The 16,310-nt window shown below is 39.9% G+C and carries 15 protein-coding genes; 9 read left to right on the top strand and 6 right to left on the bottom strand.

The window, feature by feature from the left end:
* Window positions 1-1,869: a CocE/NonD family hydrolase gene (locus JWP71_RS12030; protein ID WP_299500203.1), complete on the bottom strand. Its 1,869-nt coding sequence runs from the start codon at window positions 1,867-1,869 to the stop codon at window positions 1-3.
* 185 nt (window positions 1,870-2,054) lie between these two features.
* Between JWP71_RS12030 and JWP71_RS12025 the strand changes: the two genes are divergently transcribed.
* Window positions 2,055-2,597, top strand: a complete 543-nt coding sequence (locus JWP71_RS12025; RefSeq protein WP_299500200.1) for a hypothetical protein — start codon at window positions 2,055-2,057, stop codon at window positions 2,595-2,597.
* A gap of 80 nt (window positions 2,598-2,677) precedes the next feature.
* Here the strand turns inward: JWP71_RS12025 and JWP71_RS12020 are convergent, their stop codons facing one another.
* The 3 genes from JWP71_RS12020 to JWP71_RS12010 form a co-directional block, all read right to left on the bottom strand.
* A complete protein-coding gene (locus JWP71_RS12020) occupies window positions 2,678-3,631 on the bottom strand; it encodes a hypothetical protein (protein WP_299500197.1) in 954 nt (317 codons plus the stop codon).
* Between the two features lie 77 nt (window positions 3,632-3,708).
* Window positions 3,709-4,446 (bottom strand): hypothetical protein, encoded by a 738-nt coding sequence (locus JWP71_RS12015; protein ID WP_299500195.1) that lies wholly within the window; start codon window positions 4,444-4,446, stop codon window positions 3,709-3,711.
* Window positions 4,447-4,667: 221 nt separating this feature from the next.
* Window positions 4,668-5,315 (bottom strand): ankyrin repeat domain-containing protein, encoded by a 648-nt coding sequence (locus JWP71_RS12010; RefSeq protein ID WP_299500193.1) that lies wholly within the window; start codon window positions 5,313-5,315, stop codon window positions 4,668-4,670.
* 92 nt (window positions 5,316-5,407) lie between these two features.
* Between JWP71_RS12010 and JWP71_RS12005 the strand changes: the two genes are divergently transcribed.
* From JWP71_RS12005 to JWP71_RS11985, 5 genes are all read left to right on the top strand, one after another.
* On the top strand, window positions 5,408-7,939 hold the full coding sequence (locus JWP71_RS12005) for a DNA translocase FtsK (protein WP_299500191.1): 2,532 nt from the start codon (window positions 5,408-5,410) through the stop codon (window positions 7,937-7,939).
* Between the two features lie 481 nt (window positions 7,940-8,420).
* Window positions 8,421-9,098, top strand: a complete 678-nt coding sequence (locus JWP71_RS12000; RefSeq protein ID WP_299500188.1) for an outer membrane lipoprotein carrier protein LolA — start codon at window positions 8,421-8,423, stop codon at window positions 9,096-9,098.
* A gap of 330 nt (window positions 9,099-9,428) precedes the next feature.
* Complete coding sequence (locus tag JWP71_RS11995) at window positions 9,429-10,250, top strand: hypothetical protein (protein ID WP_299500186.1); 822 nt, start codon at window positions 9,429-9,431, stop codon at window positions 10,248-10,250.
* A gap of 73 nt (window positions 10,251-10,323) precedes the next feature.
* Window positions 10,324-10,596: a hypothetical protein gene (locus JWP71_RS11990; RefSeq protein ID WP_299500184.1), complete on the top strand. Its 273-nt coding sequence runs from the start codon at window positions 10,324-10,326 to the stop codon at window positions 10,594-10,596.
* Window positions 10,593-11,354 carry an MBL fold metallo-hydrolase gene (locus tag JWP71_RS11985; RefSeq protein ID WP_299500182.1) on the top strand — a complete coding sequence of 254 codons (762 nt, stop codon included), beginning with the start codon at window positions 10,593-10,595 and terminating at the stop codon, window positions 11,352-11,354. The genes JWP71_RS11990 and JWP71_RS11985 overlap by 4 nt, the downstream gene beginning before the upstream one ends.
* Here JWP71_RS11985 and JWP71_RS11980 read toward each other — a convergent pair.
* Both JWP71_RS11980 and bla read right to left on the bottom strand, forming a co-directional pair.
* Window positions 11,351-11,722, bottom strand: a complete 372-nt coding sequence (locus JWP71_RS11980) for a hypothetical protein (protein WP_299500180.1) — start codon at window positions 11,720-11,722, stop codon at window positions 11,351-11,353. The genes JWP71_RS11985 and JWP71_RS11980 overlap by 4 nt on opposite strands.
* A gap of 250 nt (window positions 11,723-11,972) precedes the next feature.
* On the bottom strand, window positions 11,973-12,857 hold the full coding sequence (gene bla, locus JWP71_RS11975; RefSeq protein ID WP_299500178.1) for a class A beta-lactamase, subclass A2: 885 nt from the start codon (window positions 12,855-12,857) through the stop codon (window positions 11,973-11,975).
* 107 nt (window positions 12,858-12,964) lie between these two features.
* Here bla and JWP71_RS11970 point away from each other — a divergent pair, with 107 nt between their 5' ends.
* The 3 genes from JWP71_RS11970 to JWP71_RS11960 form a co-directional block, all read left to right on the top strand.
* Window positions 12,965-14,587: an amidase gene (locus JWP71_RS11970; RefSeq protein ID WP_299500175.1), complete on the top strand. Its 1,623-nt coding sequence runs from the start codon at window positions 12,965-12,967 to the stop codon at window positions 14,585-14,587.
* A 135-nt stretch (window positions 14,588-14,722) separates the two neighbouring features.
* Window positions 14,723-15,640, top strand: a complete 918-nt coding sequence (locus JWP71_RS11965) for a DUF72 domain-containing protein (protein WP_299500172.1) — start codon at window positions 14,723-14,725, stop codon at window positions 15,638-15,640.
* A gap of 65 nt (window positions 15,641-15,705) precedes the next feature.
* Window positions 15,706-16,310: M20/M25/M40 family metallo-hydrolase (locus JWP71_RS11960; RefSeq protein ID WP_299500168.1), on the top strand; the 605-nt coding region annotated here is incomplete at its 3' end.

Raw genomic sequence — 16,310 nt, 5'->3', positions numbered from 1 at the left:
CTACTCTACCACCCTAACTTTCAAATAACTTGGATGCTCTTTGGAAGTATAAATCTTATGCATCGCCTTTTGAAAATCGGTTTCTTTGGCTTTCATAATATCTACAAAAGTTTGCGGGTTACGGTCAATCAGCGGGAACCAGGTGCTTTGTATCTGCACCATAATTTTATGCCCTTTTTTAAACGTATGCAGTATATCCTGCAGCTCAAAATTAACCGGGGTTACCTTACCGGGTACAAATGGCTCCGGCTTTTCAAAGCTGTTACGGTATTTGCCGCGCATTGGCTCACTGCGTACCATTTGCTCATAACCGGCCATTTTTATACCTGCACCGGTAAATTTATTGTTTAATGCCGTGTCCGGATAAACATCCAATACCTTCACAACAAAGTCGGCATCAGTGCCGGTGGTTGATACATTCAGATCAGCCCAGATGTTACCGGCTATGGTTATATCTTTATCCAACACATCACTTTGATAGCTTAGCACATCTTTACGGTCGGCCAAAAAGCGCTGGTCAGCGGTCATATACTCACGTTGCATATCCATGGTTTGCTTCCTGTCGGCCACAAACGGAACCGGGTTAGCAGGATCAGATACATACTCATCATAACTATCTGTTCCGGTTGCCGGAGCTTTGAATGACAACTTACCACCCGGTAATAAGTACAATTGCTTGTCCTCTGTGTCTTTTGGTGGCCATACGTCATAACTTTTCCACTTATTTGCGCCCGTTTCAAAGGCTGATATATTAGGTATAGCCATAGCGGTACCCTTTAAATAATGGTTGAAAAATTTATACTCTATATCGTCACGGTAATGCGGGCCCTGCGGGCCGCCAAAATCTACATCACCTAAATGATCACCGGGGCCGCGTGCCCAGCCCCCATGTACCCACGGGCCCATTGCAAAGTAAACAGGCGTTTTTGGATTATTCTTAACCAGTGTTTTATAGGTATTTATAGCACCATACAGGTCCTCGGCATCATACCAGCCGCCGGTAACTAAAACTGCGGTTTTTATATCATGCAGATGGGCAAGCACGTTGCGGTCCTTCCAATGCTGGTCATAATTTGGGTGATCCATCATTTCGTTCCACAAGCGTATGGTATCTTTATAGTACTTATCGTTAGTGTTTTTCATCGATCCCATCTTCATAAAGAAATCATAACCGTCATCTGTACCGGGGTTAAAGCGCCCACCCTTGCGTTGGGTTGGTTTATCGTCCTGCCTGTTGGTAAAACCGGGATAGAAACCAAAATTAGCTACCAAAAAGAAAGCGCCGTTGTGCCATCCGTCATCGCGCCATAAATCGGCAATAGGCGCTTGCGGCGATGCTGCTACCAGTGCCGGGTGGCGGCTCAGCAACGCGGTGGTAGTATAAAAACCGGGATAAGATATTCCCCATACCCCAACTTTGCCATTATTGTTAGGTACGTTTTTTAATAGCCAATCTATAGTATCGTAAGTATCGGTGCCCTCATCAACGGTTGTATTCGTTTTATGCACTTCCAGCTCGGGGGTCATTTCTTCATAAACACCTTCGCTCATCCAACGGCCACGCACATCCTGGTAAACAAAAATATAGCCGTCATGTACGAATTGAGAAGATGGCCCTAATGAAGTCTTATAGTTTTCTCCATATGGCGCAACACTATACGGCGTCCTATCCATCATAAACGGATATTTATTCGACTGATCTTTAGGCACATATACCGATGTAAAAAGCTTTTTACCATCGCGCATAGGTATCTGGTATTCGTATTTGGTATAATTTGCTTTTATATAAGCTGCATCACTAACAGTGGCTATTTGTGCAAAAGCATTTACTGAAGTAAGCAGAAGAATAAAAAGGATCAGTTTTTTCATGGTATAAATTTTAATGTATGAAAATACAGAAATTTAACAAAGAAACGTCACCCCCAAGACGGTAAATACCGGTTAAAAAAAATTATAAATGCTTCAGTTTATTAGGTAAAAAAAATACCCAATTGTAACATTTTTGTTATAATTATTTTGTAGCTTTATGTTAATCAATTATAAGGAGTTGAATTATGAAAAAAGTATTAATTGTATGCTTACTGGCGTGCGGTATAAATACAGCAAGTAAGGCCCAATGTCCAATCAATGAAATTATAACAACTAAAGATCCGCAAGTTATAGCAAGCCTTATTGATAACAATACCGATTGTATAAAGCAATCATTATTGCAAAACCCGGAGTATCAAAGTTTCAGAGTTTATTTAGATTACTTGTACAATACTTCGAGCCCGTGGGTATATCATACCAATCCCGAAAAAGAAAAATTATTTATTGATTTTTACGCTAAATGGGGTGAAGCATACCCAACCATGCGGTCGCCTGTACCAACTGATGAAAATTTTTATAAAGACCTAAAGGCAATGGTAGCAACCGACCCAGGCTTTTTTGCGCAACAAAAAGTCACAAAAGTCCCTGTAAAATACAAGCAATGGCTATATGTTAAAAAGCTTAACAAAAAATTTGGCGAACGTAATATAGAACTTTTAACCAATGCCGCGGCTAAAATAGCCAATTTGCCAACCACTAACTATTCGGCATTTGTCTCATCTTATTAACCCCTATATCCCATTAGCCCCTACACTTGCCCGAGTAAAACCGGGTAAGTGTTATTAAATTCCCGCAGCATTTTAAACAATTAAAATGTAACATTGGCGCCAATTGTAAACAAAAAATAAATGCCATTCTTGGGGCTATTATCCTGGTAGTTAACCTGGTTAATTGGCTTTATAAAATATGGCGTTCCAACAAACTGAATTTTTTTAATGTTATATGTTAAAGGCATAGAAGCAGATGCGGCTAACAACTGGTATTTTCTAACCTCACGCTGTTTTTCCTCGGTTACCGTTTGGTTAACAATAGTTTTGGTAATGGTTTGCGAAGGTGTACCCGGCGGAAACAAAAAACCCAGTACACTGCCCTGCGATGATCCGGGCGTAGTTGTAGCCCGGTCAACTTCTTGCGGAACTTGTGAATTTGTATAATAAGTTTGGTTAAAAGATTGTGTACCGCTATATATAGTTAAGGTTGGCGCTGCTTTAAATCCGTTTTTATGGCTATCAGTTACTTTAATTAGCTGTATCTCTTTGGTTAGTTCGGCATCATTAATAATATCATGCGCATTATTTTTATCTAAACGATAACTTGCTGCAAGCGTTAATTTAACCACATCATTTGGATTAATGTATAACTGCCCATCAAAACTGGCGTTAAATGATGACAGGATTATCGGACTGCTATTGGTTATGAAATATTTGGTAGCCGAAACCGCCCCTCCGGCGTATTTATTTTTATCAAACGTAAAAACATAGCCAGGTGTAACACTCAGCCCTTCGGTTTGCGAATTATTACCGGATATATCGAAATATCCCGAACTGCTTAAAAAAAAACCCAATTTGGAAATCAGGGTAACCGAAGGTAATAAAACAGGGACGCTTGACATATCTTTTCGGCCCGCATAGGTTAAGTTAGATATATATTGCGCGCCCGCGTTAACAAAAATAGCCTTGCTATTTTTTCGCGCAGTATCAGTTTGCGCATAGGTATAAATGCTTATACATGAAAGCCATATAAGCAATTGAAACTTTTTCATGAAGGTGCCTGGTAAGCTCTATATATTCAAAAAGGCCTGCATGGGCCTTTTTGAATTATAGAGAGATGTATAAATGATTACTGTTTTTGAGTACTCACACCTGCACTGCCTGATGTGGTTGTGCTGCTGTTAACTGAGCCTTTTTTCGCGCCTAATTTCGATGATCCGCTAACAGATCCGCTTGCATTTGAAGAAGCTTGTATCTTATGGGCTTTAGCAGTTCCGTTTATATTTGATGAACCATCAACAGCTTCGCTTCCGGTTGAAGATGCTTTGATCTTGCTTGCTTTTGCAGTCCCGCTTACCGCTGATGAAGAAGCAGTTGATCCGTTTCCGGTTACAGAACCTCTTACCTGGCTCTTATTACCAGCACTGTTTATACCTGTTGAAGAAGCAGTTGCCCCGCTTTCGGATACGGAACCATTAGTTTTATTTGCGTTAATTGCTCCGCTCATATCTGATGAAGCCGCAGTTGAGGCGTTCCTTGTTAAATTTTTACCGGCCACTGTTGCTGAGGTTTGTGCATCAGCAGCGCCGTTAGTTGTGGCTTTATTTGCCATTGCCGCCCCGCTTGCATTAACACCAGAGTTAACACTAGTATTTATAGCCGTATTACGGGCGTTATTTTGTGCAACGTTTTGGGTTTGTGCCATAACCTGGCTGGTAACATTTGCAGTTTGATTGACTGCTCTTTGCGCGGTAGCTTGTGTAGCTACTTTAGTTGCTGTATTAGCGGCAATATTTACTTGTGCAACACTGGCCTTAGCTACAAATAATGCAGAGGCAAATACAATTGATTTAATTACAGTTTTCATGATCTTTATTTGTTTAACATTAATAAAAAAACAACCTTTTATTTGGCCATTATTTACACTGGCCAGAAGCATTTCAAAAACTACACCAGCGGAAAAACCAGGCATATTTTATAGCTAAATCATGTTATTGTGAACGATATTTAATACAATTGCCGCTTAATTGTACAAATAATTATACAGAAAAAGATTGCAGGGAAAGATAGTTTTAGATAGATCTTAAATCAAACTAATATCTCAGCTATCTCATCAAAGCCTTTTTCTCGGGCAAGGTCAGCAGGTAGTTTACCACCTTCCATGCGCGCGTTTACTTCAGCTCCGTTTTCAAGTAACAGGATAAGTAGTTCAAGATTTCCGGTTTGTGCCGCAGTATGTAAAGGTGTAGAGCCTGCTTGCTGTTTTACATTTACCAATGCTCCATTATCAATAAGCATACGTGCAATATTGTTATAACTGCCTGCGGCGGCCGAGTGTATCGGATATACATTAAAACCATTATTTGATGGCATATTAACATCTGCCCCTTTTAGTACCAGGTAGCGTGCAACTTCAAACTGGCCAAAATAACACGCCAGGCCGAGGGCGGTAAAGCCATCATCGGCATACAAATTCACAGCATCGGGATGGGTAAAAATTACATGAGCAACAACATCAAACTTACCCACAGCTGCTGCTTCAAAAAGACTGATCTCATCTACATATTTTAAAAGCAATGCGCTAACCTCTGGCTTTTTATAATAGCAGGATAGCATTAATGGCGAAACGTTATGGCTGGTTACAGTAGTAGCCAATGCCGGGTTTTGTGTAAGCAAAGCATTAAGGCCGGGCAAATCAGCATCAATAATATATTGCTCCAGTTGTTCTATACTCATTATCTTCAATATTACTAAAAAATTAAAAATTCCGACAAATAAGTTGTTTAATCTATTAACTTTATATTTGCACATACTTCTGTTAATTAGGGATGCCGGTAAAAGGAAATCAGTTTAGATCAAATAGTTTTAAAGAGGAAAATCTGCCTCGTCAATCTTCAGAAAAAGGTTCAAGGGAACGTACCGTTAAGCCAAAAGTTGACAGGATGCCGGTTTTCAACCTGCAGGATGGTCGCTTTATAAAAATATTAGGCTTGTTTTTTTTGGTGCTATCTGTGTTTTTTATGATAGCCTTTACCTCCTACCTGTTTACCTGGCAGCAAGATCAAAGCTATGTATCGGCAGCTAATGGCGGCTGGGGCAATCTGTTTAAAACACAGCAGGAACTATTGGCAAATGGTGTTAAAAACCCGGTGGTAGAAAACTGGCTGGGCAAATTTGGCGCCTTGCTGGCCAACCAGTTCATCTTCGAGTGGTTTGGCGTGGCTTCTTTTATTTTTGTATTTGTTTTCTTCGTGATAGGCTACCGCCTGTTGTTTAAAGTAAAGCTATATTCGGTAGCTAAAACCCTGGGGTATGCGTTTTTTGGCCTGGTATTTATTTCGGTAGCTGTAGGCTTTGTACATGCTTTTATAATTGATTATCCGCATTTTTTAGAAGGTGAATTTGGTTTTTGGAGTAACCGATTATTAGATGCGCAGATAGGCCAATCGGGTACGGGTGGCTTGCTTATATTCGCTGCACTTACCGTATTAATCATAGCTTATAATATTGATTTTAAACTACCGCAGCGTAAAGTCAAAGTAGCAATGGAAGGCCCGGCAGACGAATTTATGCCCGAACCAATAGACCTGGTTGATGAAGAAATATCACACCCGGTTGAATGGCCAAAAGGAAACAATACTATGAAACCCGGCGCTTTTACACATCAACCTTTAACACAAGAACCCATATTTCATGAAACGGTAGTATTAACTCCTGATGATGAAGGTGCTGATCCGGATATGGATAGGGATATTCCGCTGACACTGGAAACCGAACGCCCCAACCCGATTTTAAATGTCGAAAAATCAGACGATGATAAAGCAAAATCACTGGTTGACCAGTTTGGCACCTACGATCATAAGCTTGACCTCGCATCCTACAAATATCCAACGCTTGATCTGCTGGAGAATTATGGTTCGGCTAAAATAGCGGTCAACTCCGAAGAACTGGAGGCCAACAAAAACAAAATTGTTGAAACGCTTAACCATTACAATATCGAGATAGATAAGATAAAAGCTACCATTGGGCCAACCGTAACACTGTATGAAATTATCCCTGCCCCGGGTGTGCGCATAGCTAAGATCAAAAATTTAGAGGATGATATAGCGCTTAGTTTGGCTGCATTAGGCATCCGTATTATTGCCCCTATGCCGGGTAAAGGCACTATTGGTATTGAGGTGCCTAACCAAAATCCTGAGATGGTTTCTATGCGTTCTATACTGGCTACAGAAAAGTTCCAAAACACCACTATGGACCTTCCTATCGCCTTAGGTAAAACCATATCAAACGAAGTATTTATTGCCGATCTGGCCAAGATGCCTCACTTACTGGTTGCAGGTGCTACGGGCCAGGGTAAATCAGTAGGGATTAATGCCATATTGGTTTCGCTGCTATTTAAAAAACACCCTGCCGAGCTGAAGTTTGTGCTGGTCGATCCTAAAAAGGTAGAGTTAACGTTGTTCCGCAAAATAGAGCGCCACTTCCTGGCCAAACTGCCTGATGAGGCTGACGCTATTATTACCGATACCAAAAAAGTGGTTAACACGCTTAACTCTTTATGTATAGAAATGGACCAGCGTTATGACCTGTTAAAAGACGCCGGTGTACGGAATTTAAAAGAATACAATGCAAAATTCATCAACCGCAAAATAAGCGACCCCGAAAAGCACCGTTACCTGCCATTTATTGTATTGGTAATTGATGAGTTTGCCGATTTGATGATGACCGCAGGCAAAGAGGTAGAACAACCAATTGCACGTATAGCCCAGCTTGCCCGGGCGGTAGGCATACACCTGGTTATTGCAACGCAAAGGCCATCGGTTAATATTATTACAGGTACTATTAAAGCTAACTTCCCGTCAAGACTGGCGTTTAGGGTATTGTCAAAAATAGACTCACGCACCATATTAGATGCCGGTGGCGCAGACCAGCTGATTGGCCGTGGTGACATGCTATTCTCGACCGGCAGCGACCTGATACGCCTGCAATGCGCTTTTGTAGATACGCCCGAGGTTGAAAGAATATCAGACTTTATTGGTAACCAGCGCGGTTATCCTACTGCCATGCTCCTGCCTGAATATGTAGGCGAAGGCGAAAGCAGCACTTCTAAAGAATTTAACCCGGACGACCGCGACCCCATGTTTGAAGAAGCCGCGCGTTTAATAGTGATGCATCAACAAGGCTCAACTTCATTAATACAGCGCAAGCTAAAACTGGGTTATAACCGTGCCGGACGTATTATAGACCAGTTAGAATCGGCCGGTATTGTGGGGCCGTTTGAGGGCAGCAAGGCACGCGAAGTATTGTATCCGGACGAATATTCGTTAATGCAGTATTTGGAAACGTTGGATAAGGCTTAATACACAAAGGCCTACCCGCTATGTTTCGACAGGCTGCCTATGACAAAATGTTTTGCTTCACCCAAATGTGAAACAAAATGTAACAAGTGAAACAAGATTTCGACTTAATTAATTGTTTATGAGGAGATTACCAAAAAGTAATGTAACAAAATGTAACAACTTATTCGTCAGTATTTTTAGGCGTGATATTACGTTTGTTCATTGATAATCAAACTATTACAAATTGCATAATTTAAGAGTGGTGAAACAAAGTATTGAAACAAGATGAAACAAAATAACTGACAATATAATGCAACCATTATATCAGTTACCCGAAGTTTATAACACACGAAGGCTTGTGCTCAGAATGATAATCAAACAGATAATTTAGTGTTATTTTTAATACGGTTATTTACAAACCTACTCCACATAACAGTCCCTTTAATAATATATAAACTAAACACCACCTAAACGTTGGTTACGAAAACAAGTCTGATATGATATGAAAAAACTAATTATATACACTCTTATTTTTATATCTGCCACCAAAGCATTTGCTCAAAAAGATGCGCAGGCTAAAATTATATTGAACCAGGTAAGCCAGAAATACAAGCAATATGCTGTTATAAAGAGTGATTTTACTTTTACTATAGATGCCCCACAGGCCAGTGTAAAACAAACTCAAAACGGCACACTCATAACACAATCAAAAACCAATAAGTTTAAAATAACGCTTTTTAGTGCTGCCGGTTCAAAAGCAGATATTGAACAAGAGATCATTAGTGACGGCAAAACACAATGGACCTATCTTAAAAAAGATAAAGAGGTACAGGTAAGCGATGCCGACCATAGCAGCGAGAGCTTTAGCCCTGCACAGTTATTTACCATGTATGAGCATGGGTACAAATACATTTATACGGGTGAGCAAAGAATAAGCGGTAAAATTTACCAAACAATTGACTTAACTCCCGAAGACGATGATAAAAAACAATTCTTCAAAATAAGATTACAGATAGATAAGGTTAGTAAACAAATTTATACCGCCCTTATATTTGATAAAAATGGCAATAAATACACCTATACCCTACGCAGTTTTATAGCAAGCCCGCAAGTACCCGATAATACATTTATTTTTGATACCAAAGCACATCCCGGTGTTGAGGTGGTTGATCTGCGATAACAAGTAAGATTTCGGGCATTGCAGCAGGCATAGCTCCAAAATATAAGTACCGGTTTTGGCTAAAGCCCGTCTGTAATTATAATCTTAGTCCGTTGGCTGAAGCCAATGGCAATGAAAAAATTATTTTGCTATCATTGCCGTCACATTTATGTGACGGGCCCATAAAAGAATTAGTATCGGCTTTAGCCAAAAAATCGCCATTATGGGTAAATGACCTATTTGGTACAGTCAACTTTTAAAAGCGATTTCCCTGGGGTAAGTCTGCCCTTTAATTTGGATATGCGGATACATACCTATAAATTCGTCGACCAATTTCAATTATAACCCCGAATGAAAAAAAACTTACTAATTCTATTTTCTGCTGTAACCATAGGGCTGTTAAGCAGCTGCAATTATTTTACTAAAGGTTATGAATACGGTAATACCGTTAAAGAATTTATGACCGGCCTTATGCAAAAAGACTATGCTAAAAGCATAAGCACCATGCAATTAAGCACCAAGCCGCAAACTAAAACCTATATGGATACCATTAAGCAGGGCCTGGACTATTTTCATGATAAAATAGCAAGGAAATACGGCGTAGATCTTAACTATTCATTTTTACGTACCCAACAGCAAAGCTCATTATCCTATCAGCCTATACCAAATACAACAACTGTTTTGGTGCAGTTGGCAAACGATAAAAACATTGGTGTAATTGAAGCTTTATTTGACAATAAATCCGGCAAAATAGTAAGCATAAAATCATTAGATATTAATGAGCCAATTCCTGATATGACCAAATTGTGGCTCTTTGGCATTTTTTCAATTTGTATTGCTGTATTTAATATATACATGCTTATACGTGTATACCGTAGTGACATGACCTATAAATGGGTAAAATACCTGGCTATTATATTGCTTAATATTTTTGCCATTGGTTATTCGCCGGCACAAGGCTTAATTTTCAGGTTCGTAAGTATACAATATATGCTGGGTATTCATTTTATAAAAATGGGCTACCTGGGTACTACATGGGTATTTGGCATACCGGTTGCCGGTATTTATATATTATGGCAATTACTATCCGGCAAATACACCAGGAATGAAAAAGCAAAACTAAAGGCCCAAAGTACACAGATAAAAGGCAAGAGATTTAAAGGAAAAAGCTAAAAGCGTAAAGCAGAAGGCCAAAAGCTTTTACCTTTTTGCTTTCACCTTTCACCTTAATTAGTATTTTTGATTAATGCTCACGCTAACCACCCACACACTCGAAAAACTGGAGATGCTGTTAAAAACAGCGGGCTACAAGGTGCGCTATGAAAAAGGTAACTTTAAAACCGGGGCATGCCTTTTGCTAAACAGCAAAATGATAATAGTAAACAGGTTCTCGAATTTAGAAAGCAAAATCTTGTCGTTGGCCGAATTAATGCGCGATCTGGAAATTGATAATAATTTGCTGGACGATAAACAAATTACCTTTTTACAACAACTTAAACAAACCAAACTACAGCTGTGACCATTACTTTCTTAGGCTCCGGAACATCACAGGGTGTGCCTGTAATTGCTTGCGGTTGCGAGGTATGTACCTCTGTGGATGTATATGATAAAAGGCTGCGTTCATCTATATTAATTGAGAGTGAAGATAAAACTGTTGTAATTGATTCAGGGCCCGATTTCAGGTATCAGATGTTAAGGGCAAATGTGCAGCACCTGGATGCTATTGTTTATACCCATGAACATAAAGATCATATTGCAGGCATGGATGATATCCGCGCCTTTAATTTTAAACAACAGGAGCCAATGAACATTTATGCCGATACACGTGTACAGGCAGCCTTAATACGCGAGTTTCCTTATGTTTTTGATGAGTATAAATATCCGGGCACACCACAGGTAAAAATACATTCCATTGGCGCTGAGGCTTTTGATATTGGCAGTATACATTTTATACCTATAGAGGTAATGCATTATAAACTGCCTGTACTGGGGTTCCGCATTAATGATTTTACTTATATAACCGATGCCAAGACAATATCAGAGGCCGAAAAGCAGAAAATAAAAGGCTCAAAAATATTAGTGATCAACGCCTTGCAAAAACAAACTCACATATCGCATTTTACGTTGGATGAAGCCATAGCTTTCGCCAAAGAAATGGGTACCGAAAAAACTTACTTTACGCATATTAGTCACCGTTTAGGAAAACACCAGGATATAGCTGCCGAATTACCAGAAGGTATTGAATTGGCCTATGATGGTTTAAAATTGGCTATTTAAAGTTCAATAAAGCTTACCCTATCAATACAACCCTTATATTGTTTTAGGTGTCCTTTATTATGTATATCAAGTTTACCTCTAATTTTAACAACTTTATTATTTATACGGGTAAAGCCGCCATTATTATATTCGAAAAAACCAATTCTTGTTCCTGATAAATAAAGCGGGCAATCCTGGCTAAAATTAACCCACAAACCCGTATTGGGCTTAGGCAAATATAAACTATCGTTAAACAGGGCAGATTGCTCTTTCCCTTCCTGGTATTTGCCGGTTATTTCAATATATTTTTGGTCGTAAAACTTCAAGCTATCTATAAGGTGGGTATAAGTAACATGTTTAAAAGCGATGTCATTATCGCAATCACTCATATATATTTTTTTATGACTGGTGCATGATTGCAATATTATTGGCAGCAATAATAACAGAAATAAGAATTTGGTATATGCAGATGTCATAGCAGGTGATGCTTGCCTTATATTCCTAATTTTCATTTACTGAAATAGTAAGGAATATTTATCAGACGTAAAAAACAGGAAAAAGTTCTATATATTATCTTTATATTATTTGACGCTTAGCTGTTTATCAATATTTTTACAATCCTGCCCCCCGGCTGCGGCCTTATTTCTTAACAGCATTATCATAAACAGCCTTTGCAACTTTTGCTATAACTTCTTCGCGTGTTGACAGATCGGCTGTTGTATTACAAACAAATACAGCTATGGCTAAATGTTTACCGTTTGGCAAGGTAATTATTCCAACATCATTGGTAGCGGGCGATAAACCGGCTTTGTTGGTGCCAGATTTGCCGGTTTTATGTGCTACTACTGTCCCAACAGGTAATAACCCTTTAATTTGTTTGGGGCCAGTTGATGTTTCCGTCATTATTTTCATTAAAAAGTCGGTACTGTTTTTATTCAGCGTTTTGCCCTGATAAAACATATCTATCAAATTTACTATTTCGTTTGGTTTGCACCAGTTGGTATACTGTACCTCCCAACCGGCAGCCATTTCGCTTTCAGATGCGTTTACCGCAATTCCCTTTATGCCCAGCTTATGCAGGTAATCCATCACAGCTTTTGTCCCGCCTAATTTTTTTAATAAAATATCGCAGGCATCATTATCACTTAATGATACCATATAGCCCAACAAATCACTTATAGATACATTAACACCACCTGCGGGGTATTTATCGCGCAGTGGACTGTAATTTTCAGGCAGATCATTTTTTGTAATATGTATGGTTTGCTCTAATTTAAGTTTGCCCATATCCACCTGGTGCAAAACCGCAATAGCAATAGGAAACTTCATCACACTTTGCATAACCATGCGGGCATTACCATTATAGGTAAGCGTATCCCTATCCTCCAAACCCAAAACACTTACACCAACAATTCCTTTTGCCGGTTTAGCTATTTGAGCAATTTGTTGCTTTAATTGATCTTGTGCCTTTGCAGTAAATATTACAAATAGTAAAAGAATAGAGGCTATGCAGTTTTTTAACATGATTTTTAGCTATGATATTATTTTTACAAAACGCCACTAAAATGAATAAATTATGCTTGAAATAGCTTTAATTTTTGTTATTTGTATTTACTTTAAATCGTCATGACATGTTTAGAAGAAACTTCCTTAAAACCAGCTCATTAGCCGGTATAACTTTATCCGCTGTGGCAACCGGTTCCTGCAACCTTTTAGCATCATCAAAAAATAAAAATGAAGGCACTGCCGATGACCATTTTGTTTTAAACGAGATAACGATTGACATCCTTCAGCAAAAAATGCACAGTGGCGAGTATACATCAAGCTCCATAACGCAACTCTATCTCGATCGAATAGCAGCTATTGATAAAGACGGACCAAAATTAAACGCGGTAATTGAAGTAAATAAAGACGCCATGAATATGGCTTTTGCCATGGATAAGGAACGTAAGCAACATAAAGTTCGCGGGCCATTACATGGCATACCTGTTTTAATAAAAGACAACATTAACACAGGCGACAACATGCATACCACAGCAGGCGCATTGGCTTTAGCTGATAACTTTGCCCCTCAGGACGCTTTTATAGTTCACCAGTTACGGGCAGCCGGAGCGGTGATATTAGGTAAAACAAATTTAAGCGAATGGGCAAACTTCCGTTCAACCCGCTCAACAAGTGGCTGGAGCAGTCGCGGAGGGCAAACCAAACACCCTTATATACTTGACCGTAACCCAAGTGGCTCGAGCGCGGGCTCGGGTACAGCGGTTGCGGCAAATTTATGCGTAGTAGCTATTGGCACCGAAACCGATGGGTCTGTAGTGTCGCCATCATCAGTAAATGGCATTGTGGGTATAAAGCCTACCGTAGGTTTATTGAGCAGAGCGGGTATTATACCTATTTCTGCTACGCAAGATACTGCCGGGCCAATGGCACGTACAGTTAAAGATGCCGCCATTTTATTATCCGCTTTAGCGGGAATTGATACCCAGGACCTGTATACTCTAAACAGCAAAGGCAAAGCCGAAAAAGACTACACCAAATTTTTAGATGCAAGCGGCCTGCAGGGCAAACGCCTGGGCATTGAAAAAGACGCGTTTAAAGGCAATGAAGAAATGGAAACACTGCTAAAAACCGCTACCGAAATCTTGAAAAGCAAAGGTGCAGAAATAGTGGAGATTGAGCTTTTAAAAGAATTAAAGGATGCCGGTAAAGCAGAATCTACCGTGTTGCATTATGAGTTTAAGGATGGTGTGAATAAGTATTTAAGCAATAATGCCCATTCAAAAATAAAAACACTGCAGGATGTAATAGACTTTAACAAAAAGAACGTAGCTAAAGCGATGCCTTTTTTTAAGCAGGAAATACTGGAAAAATCGCAGGGAATGGGCGACCTGACCACTAAAGAATATACCGACGCACTGAAACTCTCAAACGCAGGCACCCGCACCATAATAGATAACCTGCTGCAAAAAAATAAATTGGATGCCATGATAGGCCCAACCAATGGCTTCGCGGTTTGTATTGATTTGGTTAACGGCGATTATGATAATGGCTTCTCCTTCTCCTCTCCTGCCGCTATGGCGGGATATCCGCATATTACGGTGCCTATGGGTGCATGGAAAGACTTGCCGATGGGTTTATCATTTTTTGGCACTGCTTACAGCGAACCCGCGTTGATCAAACTGGCTTATGCCTATGAGCAAGCATCTAAGAAAAGGGTTGCGCCTAAGTTTAAGGTTGATTTACTTTCTTAGCATTTTAGATTTTTCTACTTTTAAAAAGTTGACAAATCTTTATAAGTCGTCGTTTTAGATCCATCCATCAATGAAATCAAAAAAATCAAAAAAAACAGCGGTCAAGAATATTTAACTTGCATTAAATTTTAAACTATGGAATTTGGCCGTGTAACACCCGAAGAATTAGCAGAAGTTGATTTTACACTTCCGCCCGATCCTGAATTAACAATAACTACGCTTCAATCCGCAAAAAACAGCGCGCCTTTACAGGTGCATGTTGGCTGCGCCAAATGGGGGCGTAAAGAATGGGTGGGTAAAATATATCCGCCTAAAACTAAAGACGCGAATTTTTTAGACGAATACGTAAAGCATTTTGACAGCATTGAGTTGAATGCCACATTTTACAACTTCTACCCCGCCGCTACCATCAGCAAGTGGAAGGACAAAGCAGCTAACAACCCCGATTTTAAATTTTGCCCAAAGTTTTCGCAGAGCATAAGCCATATCCGTCGCCTAAAAAACGCCGAAGAAATAACCACTACATTTTATGAAGGTATTTTAGCCTTCGGCGATAAATTAGGTCCGCTATTTTTACAGCTGAGCGATAATTTTACACCAAAGAGTTTGCCGGAACTAAAAGCTTACCTGGAGCAATTACCAAAAGATATACCGGTATTTGTAGAACTGCGGCATAAAGAATGGTTTGCCAATGACGAGGTGCGCCAGGAGGTATTCAACCTGTTTCATGCCCTAAATATCGGTGCCGTTATTACCGATGCATCCGGCAGGCGCGATTGTGTGCACATGGCCTTACCTACACCACACGCGTTTATCCGCTTTGTGGGTAATAGCCTGGATAAGACCGATTATCTGCGTGTTAATGAATGGGTGGACCGCATTAAACAATGGCGCGATATGGGCCTGCAAACAGTATGGTTCTTCATGCACCAGCACGATGAGCGCTACTCGCCGGAGTTAGCCGATTATGTATCAGAGCAACTGAACCTAAAATTAGACCTTAACCTGCATCGCCCCCAATTTATTGACAGAGATAAAGGATTGTTTAATTAGGCATTAAACGTTATAAAGGTGATACAGTCCAACGTGCGCAAAAAACATTATTTTTGCCTTACAAAATGACCGATACAAATACATTATACCAACAGGCAGTACAACTGTTACAGCAATTAATTTCTATACCATCTTTTAGTAAAGAAGAAGACAGAACAGCAGATCTGATTGAAAACTTTTTAAAAACTAAGGGCATTACGCCCCATCGTAAAATAAATAACCTATGGGCGTGGAACAAGCATTTTGATGCTGATAAACCCACCATTCTGCTTAACTCGCACCATGATACAGTAAAACCAAATTCGGGCTATACCCGCGACCCCTATGACGCGGTTACAGAAGATGGCAAGCTTTACGGTTTAGGCAGTAATGATGCAGGTGGTTGCCTGGTATCGCTGATAGCTGTGTTTCTGTATTTTTATGATAGGACTGATCTTAAATATAATTTCTGTTTAGCCACCACTGCCGAAGAAGAAATATCCGGCCTTAACGGTTTAGAACTCATTATTCCCGAATTAGGCCAATTAGATTTTGGCATAGTAGGCGAACCAACCCAAATGCAATTAGCCGTTGCCGAGCGGGGTTTAATGGTGCTGGATTGCGTTGCCCACGGTAAAGCCGGCCATGCCGCCCGCGAGGAAGGCGACAATGCCATCTATAAAGCGATGAA

The organism is Mucilaginibacter sp., from assembly GCF_028287845.1.
GTDB lineage: Bacteria > Bacteroidota > Bacteroidia > Sphingobacteriales > Sphingobacteriaceae > Mucilaginibacter.
Note: the sequence above shows the minus strand (reverse complement) of the source record. Positions and strands in the feature narration are given on the sequence as shown.

What these genes read in the sequence shown, in the direction of transcription:
- JWP71_RS11965 (WP_299500172.1), top strand. Translation starts at nt 14,723, where the DNA reads ATGGAATTTGGCCGTGTAACACCCGAAGAATTAGCAGAAGTTGATTTT.
- JWP71_RS12000 (WP_299500188.1), top strand. Translation starts at nt 8,421, where the DNA reads ATGAAAAAACTAATTATATACACTCTTATTTTTATATCTGCCACCAAA.
- JWP71_RS11970 (WP_299500175.1), top strand. Translation starts at nt 12,965, where the DNA reads ATGTTTAGAAGAAACTTCCTTAAAACCAGCTCATTAGCCGGTATAACT.
- JWP71_RS11995 (WP_299500186.1), top strand. Translation starts at nt 9,429, where the DNA reads ATGAAAAAAAACTTACTAATTCTATTTTCTGCTGTAACCATAGGGCTG.
- JWP71_RS12010 (WP_299500193.1), bottom strand. Translation starts at nt 5,315, where the DNA reads ATGAGTATAGAACAACTGGAGCAATATATTATTGATGCTGATTTGCCC.
- JWP71_RS11980 (WP_299500180.1), bottom strand. Translation starts at nt 11,722, where the DNA reads ATGAGTGATTGCGATAATGACATCGCTTTTAAACATGTTACTTATACC.
- JWP71_RS12020 (WP_299500197.1), bottom strand. Translation starts at nt 3,631, where the DNA reads ATGAAAAAGTTTCAATTGCTTATATGGCTTTCATGTATAAGCATTTAT.
- JWP71_RS12025 (WP_299500200.1), top strand. Translation starts at nt 2,055, where the DNA reads ATGAAAAAAGTATTAATTGTATGCTTACTGGCGTGCGGTATAAATACA.
- JWP71_RS12030 (WP_299500203.1), bottom strand. Translation starts at nt 1,869, where the DNA reads ATGAAAAAACTGATCCTTTTTATTCTTCTGCTTACTTCAGTAAATGCT.
- JWP71_RS12005 (WP_299500191.1), top strand. Translation starts at nt 5,408, where the DNA reads ATGCCGGTAAAAGGAAATCAGTTTAGATCAAATAGTTTTAAAGAGGAA.
- bla (WP_299500178.1), bottom strand. Translation starts at nt 12,857, where the DNA reads ATGTTAAAAAACTGCATAGCCTCTATTCTTTTACTATTTGTAATATTT.
- JWP71_RS12015 (WP_299500195.1), bottom strand. Translation starts at nt 4,446, where the DNA reads ATGAAAACTGTAATTAAATCAATTGTATTTGCCTCTGCATTATTTGTA.
- JWP71_RS11990 (WP_299500184.1), top strand. Translation starts at nt 10,324, where the DNA reads ATGCTCACGCTAACCACCCACACACTCGAAAAACTGGAGATGCTGTTA.